This is a genomic window from Fibrobacter sp. UWEL (assembly GCF_900142535.1).
Lineage (GTDB): Bacteria > Fibrobacterota > Fibrobacteria > Fibrobacterales > Fibrobacteraceae > Fibrobacter.
In genome coordinates, this window is the sequence record NZ_FRBE01000026.1 from 23,359 (window position 1) to 34,797 (window position 11,439).

Sequence of the window (11,439 nt, forward strand, 5' to 3'; positions counted from 1 at the left end):
CTCAATTAATGCCCGGGGCGGGACTTGAACCCGCACGAGGTTGCCCCCAAGGGATTTTAAGTCCCCAGTGTCTACCATTCCACCACCTGGGCAGGTGTTGAGCGTGGCACAAATATATAAAAAAATGAGCGTTAAACTCCAGGAATTATTAAATTAAGGGGCATGAAAAAGAATTTCTCCCTTCTATCGGTTCTTGTTTTCGCCTTTATGGCATTGGTTCTGCTTGCCCAGCCCAAGGTTTACGCCTACGACGGGGACATGGACGTCTATCGCGAATTCAAGGAAGACCTGGCTCTTGCCCGAGATACCTACATCAGCTCTCTGAACATGGCCATGGATGAGAAGGAAGTGAGTAACCCTTCCTGGAACGACATCGACTTTGAAGCACCGGACATGAAGTACTGTACTTTAAAGGAAATCCCCGGGGGATTCAAGATCAAGGGTTCCCATGGCGCTTATAAGCTGGAAGCAGACGTGAAGTTTGTTCCTGGCCGTGAGGATATGCGATACCAGGTAAAGCATTCCAAGGGCAGCAACGGCCCTGGCAAGGACATCGCCGGCGAAGTGTTTAGGGACAAGTAAACCGAAATGCTGGAAAAATAGTGCGATTATTGAAATCCAAACAAATCTAGTACTATTGGAATAATTCAAAAATATCAATCAGCTTGACTCTTACAAACCAGCCCATACCTTTTTGCTTGTTGGTGATTTCAAACTGAGCCCCGCCATCTAGCATTACGTGAGGAAATTCCATTTCTAGGCCGAGCTCCTGTCCCCAGCCCGCTTCGTCCATGTGCCATTTGTTGTTTTTCTTGTATAGCCACCATTCGAATACGTGGGACTCGAAAACAGAAAGTCTGAAATAATCAAAATTCAAAAAACGATAACCTAGTTCGCCAGAAGCTAAAAATGCAGCTACGGCCGAGACGATGCCAACCGTTTGAGGGGCTTTATTCGCAAAACATAAAAAGGCCAAGCCCGCTGCGGGAACGGTGACTATGGGGGAGCCCAATGAAATAGGGTCTTCATCGTACTCGCTTTTGTCATAGCTTGTTCGAATATCAAATCGAAGCGGGTTGATGCCGGAAAAAAAACTTTCTCCCATGCGGAAATGAAGAGCACTTGCCTCAACACGTCCAAGAGAAGAGTATCCTATGGTAGCGACATTCAAGTTCATCTTAGGAAGAGTGCGATCTGCCGAAGCACCTACAACTGCGAACAAAATAACGACTAGAATTTTTCTCATCAGGTTAAGTATAGAAAAAAGGCCGGACTTGAGTCCGACCTTTTTCAAGTTGTTTGATGCCGAACAGATTCTTCGACTTCGCACCTTTGGTGCTTCGCTCAGAATGACATGGTCCAGCATGACCTGTTGATTACTTGATAACCAGCATGGAGTCATCCCAGGCTTCTCGTGAACCTCCGTGCTTTAGCACGGGAGATGGTCTTTAGACCATCAATCGGTGAACGAAATCGCTTTGGCTAAAGTTACTTGACACTTTAGTGTCTAGTAACTTCCAATAGGGATTAGAAGCCAGCAAAAAAGGAAGCCTTTGGGGCTTCCTTTTTTAACACCGACAAAAGTCGGTGTAGACGAATCGTTGCGCTTGATTACTTAACGATCAACATAGATTCGTCCCAGGCTTCGTGCTTTTCGAGGCCGAGGAGGTTAGCGGTGGTAGCTGCCAAGTTGGACAGACCCCAGTTGCCTTCCTTAAGACCCAGCTTGCCGCCGGTGACGTTATCGTAAAGAATGCAGGGAACCTTGTTCAAGGTGTGGCTGGTCTTAGCCTTGAAGGAACCATCCTTGTTCACCTTGGGCATGCCGGTCTTCTTGTCGATTTCGTACATTTCGTCGGCGTTACCGTGGTCAGCAGTGATGATTGCAACACCGCCGGCTGCGTCGATCACCGGGAGCAAACGAGCAAGGCCGATATCCACAGCTTCGATAGCCATGGTTGCTGCACGGAAGGAACCAGTGTGGCCTACCATGTCGCCGTTGGGGTAGTTGCAGCGCAGAGTCTGGTACTTGCCGCTCTTGATAGCTTCGATCATAGCGTCGGTCACTTCTGCAGCCTTCATCCAGGGGCGCTGTTCGAACGGGACAACGTCGGATTCGATTTCGAGATAAGTTTCGCCGTCGAACTTGCTGGAACGGTTACCATTCCAGAAGTAAGTCACGTGGCCGTACTTCTGAGTTTCGGAGCAAGCGAACTGCTTAACGCCAGTTTCTGCGAACCATTCGCCAGAGGTTTCCTTAATTGCCGGAGGAGGAACCAGGAAGCGGTTGGGGAGCTTCAGGTCGCCATCGTACTGGAGCATGCCGGCGTAGCAAACCTTGGGAGCGCGAACGCGGTCAAATTCATTGAAGGATTCTTCTTCGAAAGCGCGGGTGATTTCGATTGCACGGTCACCGCGGAAGTTGAAGAACACCACGGAGTCGCCATCGTTGATGGTGCCAACGGGCTGGCCGTTAGCAGCGATTACGAACGGAGGCAGATCCTGGTCAATAGCCTTGGTTTCGCCACGGAGAGTTTCGATAGCCTGCTTGGCAGATTCGAACTGACGGCCTTCGCCCAGAACGTGGGTCTTCCAACCGGTTTCAACCATCTTCCAGTTAGCATTGTAACGGTCCATGGTGATCTGCATACGGCCACCGCCAGAAGCGATGCAAACGTCGAATTCGCCAGAGCGGAGTTCGGAGAGGAACTGTTCGAAGGGTTCAACGTAGTCAAGAGCGGAAGTTTCAGGAACGTCACGACCGTCGAGAAGAATGTGGATACGAACCTTCTTCACGGCTTCCTTCTTGGCCTGTGCGACCATGGCCTTCAGGTGAGCGATGTTGGAGTGAACGTTACCGTCGGAGAAGAGGCCGATGAAATGAAGAACAGTGTTCTTTTCACGAACGTTTGCGGAGATTTCCTTCCAAGCGTCGCGGCCGAAGATGTCGCCGGAGTTGATTGCGTCTGCAACGAGAGCTGCACCCTGGTTGTAAACCTGGCCAGCACCGATGGCGTTATGACCGACTTCGGAGTTACCCATGTCTTCGTTGGTGGGCATACCCACGGCGCGGCCGTGTGCGTTCAAGAGAACGTTGGGGTAGGCCTTGAAGAGGTTATCGAGGGTGGGCTGACGAGCTGCCTTGATGGCGTTGCCCTGTTCGTTGTTGTTGATGCCGTAACCGTCCATGACGATGGTAACGACGGGACCCTTGATACCGGGGAAGTTGGAAAGCTTCTTAAGCATAGTGTACTCCAGTTGTGCCCGGACCTTCCGGGCGTGTTAAATTCGGGACATAAGATAGAAAAAAGTGGGGGTAAATAAAAGGCTCTCCGCTATTGCGAAGAGCCTTTTAAAAGGTTTATTCAGCTTTAGATTACTGTACCTTGTAGACAGTCATCTTTACGGTGTAGTTGCCGTTGTTGCCGATCTTTGCTTCGTTGATTGCGAAGGCGAAGAAACCTGCACCAGTTGCTTCGTTGAAGGCCTTGGTCTTACCGACGTAGATATCGAAAGTGTAGTTTTCCTTCATGTTGACAAGAGTAGTGCCGGTAATGGTCTTGTACTTGAAATCGCTCATGTGGACAACGCCGCCATTTACGGGGTTCTGGTCCGGCCAGTAGTCCTGACCGTATTCATCTGTGTTGCTGATAATAGAGAAGGTTGCGCCGTTGCCGCTAGTGATGGAGTAGTCGTCGCCGCTGTTGGACTTGGACTTCTTAACCACGATGTCGGCGGTGGTAGAAGCGGATGCCGTACAGGTGGCAATGTCAAGACCCGGAGCCAATTCAGTAGACAGAGTTACTTCGGGGCAGGCGACCATGACGGGGCTGTTAGCCGGAGTGGTAGAAGCGCTGCTTGCAGGGGTGTTGTTTGCTGCGCAGTACATTTCCGGACGGCTGAAGCTAATGGTCTGGGTGTTAGAGAAATCCTTCTTGCTGGAACCGTCATTTGCAGTTGCAGTAATGATGAACTGGTATTCGCCGCATTCAGTCAGAGACGGATCCTGCAGGTTGAACATCACGTTGGATTCGGTCAGAGAGATGCTCTTGTTGGTGGGGAATGCAGGCAGAGCGAAGGTGGGCTGTGCGGAAATGGTATTCACGCCAGTGCCAACCACCTTACCGATCTGGATGGTCACGCCAGTGAACTGCAGGTTTGCAGAAGCGGCGTTAGTAGTGTCTGCGAAAGCGAGGCCGATAGAACCGGTCAGCTTCACCTGGGTACCAGCGTTCACAACGTTCAAGCCGGTAAAGGAGATGGATGCGTCCTGACGGGAATCAACGGAGATCGGGTTGTTTGCGCCGGAGTTGGGCTTGGTGGTGCTACCGTCATCGCCGCAAGCGACCAGGCCGAAAGCACCCATAGCGAGCAGAGAACCTGCCAGAAGAGACTTTGCAAATTTGTAACTCATAGTTAAATCCTCTCTATATGTTTTTTGCCCTTGAAAAATACACAAAAATATTCCAAAACGGACTGTCTAAAAGGGCAAATTAGTGTAAAAAGAAGCTTTATGTGACTAAAAATCCGCAAAATATGCGGTTCTGTGTATCATTTGAACGTTTTGGAGGTTATTTCCCCATGTCACGAATCAGGTCGCGGAGGCGGGCGGCTTCCTCAAAGTCCAGCTTGGCGGCGGCAGCCTTCATCTGCTGTTCCAATTCCTCGATGGAAAGCTTGGCGGATTTGGCTGTACTCTTGCGGCCGGAGGTCTTCTTGGGCTTACCCAGGGGGGCGCCTTCAAATAGCGGCTTCTCGTCGTTATCATCCTCGTTACCCAGGCCGTAATCCGCATCGTAATCCGGATCCTCGGCGGCCTTGGGAGTCTTGTCCCCGCGCCACAGATCCATGAGGGGATCGTTGATGACCAGGTCCCCTTCCAGCTTGCGGGATACGGATTTGGGTGTAATGCCGTGTTCCTTGTTGAATTCTTCCTGAAGGCTGCGGCGACGAACGGTTTCGTCGATGGCCTTCTGGAGACTGTCCGTCATGTTGTCTGCGAACAGCAAGACAGTGCCGTTGACATTTCGGGACGCGCGGCCCATAGTCTGGATCAGGCTGCGGTAATTGCGGAGGAAGCCTTCCTTGTCGGCGTCCAGAATGGCCACCATGCTGACTTCCGGCAGGTCTAGGCCTTCGCGCAACAGGTTAATACCTACCAGCACGTCGAATTCGCCAGTACGCAGTCCCTTAATGAGGTCGTGACGTTCCAGGGTCTTGATGTCACTGTGTAAATACTTGGCCTTGATACCCGCTTCCACAAAATAGTCGGTCAGGTCCTGGGCCATTTTCTTGGTAAGGGTGGTGACCAGCACGCGGTCGCCATTCTTGATGGTTTCCTCGATGCGGTAAAGCAACACGTCCATCTGTCCCTGGATGGGGAACATCTCGATCTTCGGGTCCAGAAGGCCGGTGGGGCGGTTGATCTGTTCGGCTACCACGCCGCCTGTCTTTTCCAGTTCGTATTCGCCGGGAGTGGCGCTGACGAACAGCACCTGCTTGGGGTACATGTACTCGAATTCCTTGAAGTTCATGGGACGGTTGTCCAGGGCGCAGGGCAGGCGGAATCCGTAATTCACCAGAGTGGTTTTGCGGCTCTTGTCCCCTTCGGCCATGCCGCCCACCTGGGGGATGCTTACGTGGGATTCGTCCACCATCAAGAGCCAGTCATCGCCGAAGTAGTCGATGAGGGTAAAGGGGCGTGTGCCGGGCTCGCGATTTTCGATAATGGCGGAATAGTTCTCGATGCCGCTGCACATACCGGTTTCGCGGATCATTTCCATGTCGTAGCGGGTGCGGCTGGAGAGTCGGGCGGATTCCAGGACCTTGCCTTCCTTGTCCAGTTCGGCAAGGCGGTCCGTCAATTGCAACTGCATACGCTGCAGGATCCCGGCTCGGCCTTCTTCTTTCGTGACGAAGTGCTTGGCGGGAGCGATGGTCATTTCTTCCAGTTCCTGGATGACCTCGCCGGTAATGATGTTGAAGCGCACCAGACGATCCACCTCGTCGCCGAACAGCTCGATGCGCATGCCGTCTTCGTCGTAGCTGGGGTGGATTTCAATCACGTCCCCATGGCAGCGGAAGGTGCCGCGTTCCAGGCTAAAGTCGTTGCGGGTGTACTGAATGCGTACCAGCTCATGAAGCAAATCGTCGCGGTCCTTGATGTCCCCTTTCTTGATGCGGACCATCAGGTCGAAATATTCGGCGGGGCTGCCCAAGCCATAAATACAGCTGACGGAAGCGATGATGATCACGTCGCGACGGGTCAGCAGGTTGGCGGTTGCTCGCAGACGCAGCTTGTCGATTTCGTCGTTGATGCTGGCGTCTTTTTCAATAAACGTGTCTGTGTGGGGAATGTAGGCTTCCGGCTGGAAATAATCGTAATAGCTGACGAAATATTCCACCGCGTTCTTGGGGAAGAATGCCTTGAATTCCTGATAGAGCTGGGCGGCAAGAGTTTTGTTGTGAGTAAGAATCAGGGTGGGCTTGCCTACGTTCTTAATGACGTTTGCCATGGTGAACGTCTTGCCGGAACCGGTTACGCCAAGCAGCGTCTGGAATTGTTCGCCCTGCTTGAAGCTGTCGCTAATCTGGGCGATTGCCTTGGGCTGGTCGCCGGCGGCACCGTACTGGCTTACCAGTTCGAAGTTTGCACGGGAGGGCTCCTGAAACTGGCGCAATCTGCCTGGAAGACTCTGCTCGGGGGAGAGAACTTTTCCAACTGGTTTTGCATACGGATCCGGGGTAATTGTCTTACGTGCTCTTGCCATATCCTAAAGATACAATTTGTGCAGTATGTAGTCAAGAGCTTGTTATTTAATACTCAGGCTTTCCTTGCATGAGATTTTTTCTTTCCCCAGGAGCTTATACAGCTTGTTTCTGAATAGTGGGATGGCGCCTAGGACAATTACTGCTACGACGGGAATGGACAAGTAGGCGATGCCGGGCTTGTCCAGCTCTGTCTTGAAAATGATTCGCAACACCAGAAGAACCCACCAGTGAACCGCAAGGATAATCAGTGCATTGCGGGAGATGTTCCGCAGGATGCCTTGGGCGGTAGCGATGGGTGCCACATGGGGAAGTTTTGAAAGTAGCTGGAATAAACCGATCAGGCCTGCAATGCCAAAGAGGGAACTTCCCACAAATCGGAAGATGTTTTTCCCTAGGGTATTGTTCATGATGCTGAACCAGGGATGGGCTTCGTCAATGAGGAAATAAAGTACGAATGCCGCCACCGTGCCTGCGAAAATCCCGATCGTTCCCGCCTTGCCGGAAACGTTACTTAATTTCTGGATGGGTTCCTTGCAGAGCCAGCCGAATGCGAAGAAGGCAAGACAAGTGCAGTCTCGCTCGATGCCGAGAGGTAAACGAATGTGGTTCTTGAAAAGGATCCAGCCGGCGGTAAGGCTTGCTGTGGCTATGAGGATGATGGAAATGCGATGCACTAGATTCTTCGACTCGCTGCGCTCGCTCAGAATGACGTGTTTGGTAGCACTTTGAATTCCATAAAACATCAGGCTGATGGAATACAGCGTAAACACAAACCAAAGAGGACCAGACCCGATGCTAGATTTGCCCGCCACGAAAATCTTGGCAAAATTCCAGCCGATATAATCCTGCAGGGTCAGAATCTCGGGACGGATGTTCATTACCGTCATTTTGGGGGCTCGGGGAAACCAGTCAAAATTCCACATCACTGGATCCAGGGCTAGGAACAGCAGGGAAAGCCAAAGGTAGGGGAGGAGCAGAACTTTCGTCTTGTGGGTTGCGTAGCTTTTGAAATCGCTGAAACGTCGGGTGCTGAACAGTACGCCGGAAATAAAGAAGAAGGCGGACATGCGCATGGCACTGAGGGATTCCATTCCTAGGCTTACGCATTTGAAGGATTGCTCCACATGAAAAAGGCAGACGAGCAGAAGGACGAATCCCTTGAATTCGTCAATCCACTGAATGCGATTTTGTGCAGCGCCTGCCATCTCTCAAATGTCATTCTAGAGCGAAGCGAAAGAATCCCGTTCGTCTTCGATGGTGGTGGTAGGTCCATGTCCAGGCAGTACGATGGTTTCCGCAGGAAGCGTCAGCAGTTTTTTCTTGATTCCGCTAATGAGTGCTTCTTCGTCACCGCCAAACAAGTCCGAACGTCCCATGGAACCAGCGAACAGAATGTCGCCGGAGAATAGCAGGCCTGGATTCTTCACCCCAGCGATGGTCTCGTCGGATGCGGGCAGGTAGAATGCAACGCCCCCAGGGGAATGTCCTGCCACATGAATGACTTGCAATTCGATGCCCTCGACGCCAACGGTGTCCCCTTCCGCGATGTAATCGCCCAGCGGGGGCGCCGCTTCCTCAAAAGGCAATCCGTACATGGAACTCTGTTCTTCCTGCAGGTCCAACAGAAATTCGTCTTCCTGGTGTGCTTCTGCTTTCACCCCGTAGGTGTGTTCCACAAAGGCGTTTCCCAGCACATGATCCAGGTGCAGGTGCGTGTTCAGCAAGTGACGTACCGTTAGGTGGTTGTCCTTGATGTAGGTGGCTAAAGCGTCGCGTTCCCGCTGGTTGCTTACGCTGGGATCAATGAGAATTGCGTCGCCCTTGTCATTACTCAGGACGAAACAGTTTACGCCGAAGGAGTTAAAGGCAAAGTGTTTGAAAAGCATAGGGAGAATATAAAAATCTTTATGGCAGAACCGAGCGGGGACAATATAGCCGTTTATAAAACTTTACCAACTATCCGTTGTAAAGGTGTTTTTTTAGAAGGGTGGTTGATATATATTATAACGCATTGGAGTGTTACATATGAGGTTAAAAAAATTACCGGTGATCGCCGCATCAGCCGCTTTGTGCTTTGTGGCCTGTTCTGAAAGTAGTTCGGTTACTGATCCGAATACCCCTGCTATTCCCAACATCGAAGACCCTACCAGCGGCTTGCCCACGGAAGAAATTCCTGGCGCGGAAAATCCTGGCGCGGAAAATCCTGGCGAGGTTACCCCGGGCACTGAAACTCCGGGCAATGAGAATCCTGGGGTCAGTTCCTCTAGCAATATGATTCCTGGAATTAGTTCCTCTAGTAATGTAATCCCAGGGATCAGTTCCTCTAGCAATGTGTTCCCTGGAATGGTTTCTTCAAGCAGCGTGAATCCTGGCAACACGAATCCCGGCGGAAATACTCTCGGCGACGACGATTCGGATGAAGACCAGGCCGTCTCTCATGTTATGATGAAGCTGGCAGGCACCACGGCTACCGTCGAAAACAATAACGGATGTGTGACTGTTGCCGAAAAGAGCGCAACGATTACTTGCCCCGGTGCCTACGATATTTCCGGCGAATCCTCGGATTTCCAGGTGGTGGTAAATACCCCGGGTACAAAGGATGAAGGTAATACCGGCATCTATCTGAACAACGCAACTTTGAAAAGTCAGAATGCCGCTATCCTGGTGAAGAACGCCGACAAGACGGTGCTTCATTTGGTAAAGGGCACCACCAATGTGGTGGAAGACGGCAATGGCAATCACTTGTACCAGAAGGCTGATGGAACTCAGGATACTGCCAAGGCCGTTATCTACGCCAAGGATGACTTGAACATCAAGGGCACAGGCAAGCTGACCGTCAAGGCAAATTTCATGAACGGTATCCAGAGCAGTAACGATCTTAAGATCAAGAACGGCGAAATTACCATTGTTTCCAAGGAAACTGCAATTAAGGGTAAGGAAAGCCTGGAAATCTCTGGCGGTAACATTGACATTAAATCATCTGGCAAGGGCTTGATGTCCGATACCACCATCTCCGTTGGCGGTAACATCAAGTTGGAAACCGAAGATGACGCAATTCATTCTAACTACACGGTTACTATGGATTCCGGCGTCGTGTCCATTTCCACCCCCAAGAAAGGCATTCACGCAGACTCTTCCTTGTACCTGAAGGGCTCTACCGTCAATATTATCACTGCAAAGGAAGGCCTTGAATCCTACAGGATTTTTGCTGAAGGCGGCATCACTTCTACCTTCGCAACCGACGATGGCTGGAACGCTGCAGGCGGCCCCAAGGATCCCAATGCAGGTGGCATGTCTGCATTCAGTGAATCTGGTGGCCACATGGTCATTAGCGGCGGCTATCATTACATTAGCGCCAAGGGCAATATGATTGATGTGCTTGACGCTAACGGTACTGCAAAGCATACTGGTGGTGTGTTGATCCTTGAAATCACCGGCGAAAGCTATGAAAACGGCATGAACTTCGGTGGCGGCAACATGGGTGGCGGCAATTGGGGTGGCAATAATGGCGGCTGGGGCGGAAACCAGGGTGGCAACTGGGGCGGTGGCATGAGCTTCGGCAGCAGCGGAGGCTGCTCTTCCAATATGGCTGGCGGCCTGATCGATACGGACTCTGGCTACGAGATTTCTGATGGTGCCGTACTTTTGGCCTTTGGTAACTACTCTACGGACATTCCTGAATGCAGTACGGTGGAATATACCAGCGACAACTTCTACGGTTCCGACGCGGCCGCATTCAAACCTCAGTACAAGGGCAGCACCATCCTCTATGGCGGCGTGGTAAAATCTGTAAGCCAGGTGCAGACTACCGGCATGAAGGAACTGAAGTTCCCCAATGGACTGGTTTACATGTATAAGTAATGTTTCTACAAAATCTTCTGAAAAAGGAACCGCCCGGAAAATCCGAGCGGTTTTCTTGTGTTTTTTTTTGATTTTTATGGCAAGCGTACGTTTTTACAAGATTTTTACAGAAATTCTGGAAAATTTTCAGCAATTACATCGTGTATAGATATGTAAGGTCAATCCGCCTTATGCCTTTGCGGGGGCGTTCCCGCTGGGAATCTATATGGCAACTTTTGAAGAAAATCAAAAACTGGAGTCGGCTCTGCGCGCAGTTGGCGCTTCGCCTCAGCAGGAAAAGTCCCGCTTCGAGGAACTCTATGAAAAATACAGCAAGTCGAAATATCTGGATCCGCGTCTTGATCCCGGATTTAAGCGCTTGCTCAAGAATGGGCCTGCCATGGTCAGTTTTTTGAATGCGATTCTCCATAAGAAAACGGACCTCATTACCCACGTGGATTTTCTGGATTCAGAACTGGAAGTCCATGCGACGGATTTGCTGAACCTGCGTATGGATATTCATGCTAAGACCGAGTCTGGAATGCATATTGATATCGAGATGCAGAAGATGTCTCTGACCTTTTTTGTAGAACGGGCAATCCTCCAGGAGAGTGCTTTCCTGTGTGTGGAAAAGAAGCGTTTTGATGCTGTCATTCGCGAAAAGTATCCTTCTGACAGCAGGGAGGATGTGGCTGCACGGGAACGTTTCCGCTACGACATTCCTCACGTATATAGCATCTGGATTTGCGACTTTAACGTCAACGACATTGGCGAATATTACGATAGCTGGCATGTCTATAGCGACGAGGCTGTAAAACGTAGTGCATC

Annotated in this window: 9 protein-coding genes and 1 tRNA gene; 3 read left to right on the forward strand and 7 right to left on the reverse strand. The window is 51.0% G+C overall.

Annotation, left to right across the window (positions count from 1 at the left end):
• Positions 1 to 9 precede the first annotated feature (9 nt).
• A tRNA-Leu gene (locus BUB59_RS13250) sits at positions 10 to 92 on the reverse strand.
• Between the two features lie 70 nt (positions 93 to 162).
• Here BUB59_RS13250 and BUB59_RS13255 point away from each other — a divergent pair.
• Positions 163 to 582, forward strand: coding sequence for a hypothetical protein (locus BUB59_RS13255; protein ID WP_073230784.1), 420 nt, complete (start codon positions 163 to 165; stop codon positions 580 to 582).
• 52 nt (positions 583 to 634) lie between these two features.
• On the opposite strand, the gene BUB59_RS13260 is transcribed toward BUB59_RS13255, so the two are convergent.
• The 6 genes from BUB59_RS13260 to BUB59_RS13285 all read right to left on the reverse strand — a co-directional run bounded on the left by BUB59_RS13260 (position 635) and on the right by BUB59_RS13285 (position 8,657).
• On the reverse strand, positions 635 to 1,246 hold the full coding sequence (locus BUB59_RS13260) for a hypothetical protein (protein ID WP_143160403.1): 612 nt from the start codon (positions 1,244 to 1,246) through the stop codon (positions 635 to 637).
• A 365-nt stretch (positions 1,247 to 1,611) separates the two neighbouring features.
• A complete protein-coding gene (gene gpmI, locus BUB59_RS13265) occupies positions 1,612 to 3,246 on the reverse strand; it encodes a 2,3-bisphosphoglycerate-independent phosphoglycerate mutase (protein WP_073230790.1) in 1,635 nt (544 codons plus the stop codon).
• A 130-nt stretch (positions 3,247 to 3,376) separates the two neighbouring features.
• On the reverse strand, positions 3,377 to 4,414 hold the full coding sequence (locus BUB59_RS13270; RefSeq protein ID WP_073230792.1) for a hypothetical protein: 1,038 nt from the start codon (positions 4,412 to 4,414) through the stop codon (positions 3,377 to 3,379).
• A 157-nt stretch (positions 4,415 to 4,571) separates the two neighbouring features.
• Positions 4,572 to 6,770 (reverse strand): excinuclease ABC subunit UvrB, encoded by a 2,199-nt coding sequence (gene uvrB / locus BUB59_RS13275; protein WP_083540340.1) that lies wholly within the window; start codon positions 6,768 to 6,770, stop codon positions 4,572 to 4,574.
• Between the two features lie 42 nt (positions 6,771 to 6,812).
• Entirely contained in the window at positions 6,813 to 7,976 is a 1,164-nt protein-coding gene (locus BUB59_RS13280) for an acyltransferase family protein (protein WP_073230796.1), read from the reverse strand.
• A 15-nt stretch (positions 7,977 to 7,991) separates the two neighbouring features.
• Positions 7,992 to 8,657 (reverse strand): MBL fold metallo-hydrolase, encoded by a 666-nt coding sequence (locus BUB59_RS13285; protein ID WP_073230799.1) that lies wholly within the window; start codon positions 8,655 to 8,657, stop codon positions 7,992 to 7,994.
• 139 nt (positions 8,658 to 8,796) lie between these two features.
• On the opposite strand from BUB59_RS13285, the gene BUB59_RS13290 reads away from it, so the two are divergent.
• Together BUB59_RS13290 and BUB59_RS13295 are read left to right on the forward strand one after the other, a co-directional pair.
• Positions 8,797 to 10,632, forward strand: a complete 1,836-nt coding sequence (locus BUB59_RS13290) for a carbohydrate-binding domain-containing protein (RefSeq protein WP_073230802.1) — start codon at positions 8,797 to 8,799, stop codon at positions 10,630 to 10,632.
• Between the two features lie 205 nt (positions 10,633 to 10,837).
• Positions 10,838 to 11,439 (forward strand): PD-(D/E)XK nuclease family transposase (locus BUB59_RS13295; RefSeq protein WP_200778840.1); only part of this gene is annotated, 602 nt, incomplete at its 3' end.